Annotated in this window: 1 protein-coding gene; it reads left to right on the top strand. The window is 34.8% G+C overall.

The features are described from left to right. The first annotated feature begins 84 nt into the window (after positions 1-84). Positions 85-690, top strand: a complete 606-nt coding sequence (locus HHU12_RS34265; protein WP_394353229.1) for a ligand-binding sensor domain-containing protein — start codon at positions 85-87, stop codon at positions 688-690. The last annotated feature ends 66 nt before the right edge of the window (positions 691-756 follow it).

Genomic DNA, 756 nt, shown 5'->3' with positions numbered 1-756 from the left:
CTATGACCATTTTTCACTATATCGTTGCCTTCACAGTGAGGACAACGTATTTCTTTGTAATGTCTCATATACATATAACAAAGAATCAACCTAAATCATCCATTACCGATCTCTGATTACATCTTCTGTATTACGGAAGATGAAAAAGGTGTGCTTTGGGTTGGTAATGCAGGTGGTTTGAATTTTTATAACAGAGAAAAGGACCGCTTTGAAAGAGTAGCACTACAAGAATTTACAGGTGCCAAAGTGATAAAAGTAGCGAAAGAAGATCATTTGTGGATTGGAGGACTGAGAGGGCTTTATTTGTACAATACAAAGAAAAAAGAAATTGTTAAGAGTGTTACCGCTAAATATATCACGAAGCTTTTAATAGATAAGAACGACAATATATGGATTGGTACTGAAACCAATGGTATACTTGTTATTAATAAGAAAGGGATCACTAAAATGGTTTTCAAAGCTTCTGATAAAACGTGTGGCTTAACGAACAACAATATTGAAGTGATTCATCAAGACAAAAATGGAATAATCAGAGTTGGAACAGAAGGAGGAGGATTACATGAGTTTGATTTTACAACGAAGAAATTCCATTCTGTTCCTTTACCTGCTAAAGTAGTTTGGGATATTCTTGAAGTAAATGACAGACTTTGGCTAGGCACTCCCGAACATGGAGTGATAGTATTAGGGTGATGGCTATTTTAGGTTGATCTAGCTACATCCGTTACTAAAATTACCACATTTATAGTAATGTTTTTC

The organism is Flammeovirga aprica JL-4, from assembly GCF_012844305.1.
In the GTDB taxonomy this organism is placed as follows: domain Bacteria; phylum Bacteroidota; class Bacteroidia; order Cytophagales; family Flammeovirgaceae; genus Flammeovirga; species Flammeovirga aprica.
Note: the sequence above shows the minus strand (reverse complement) of the source record. Positions and strands in the feature narration are given on the sequence as shown.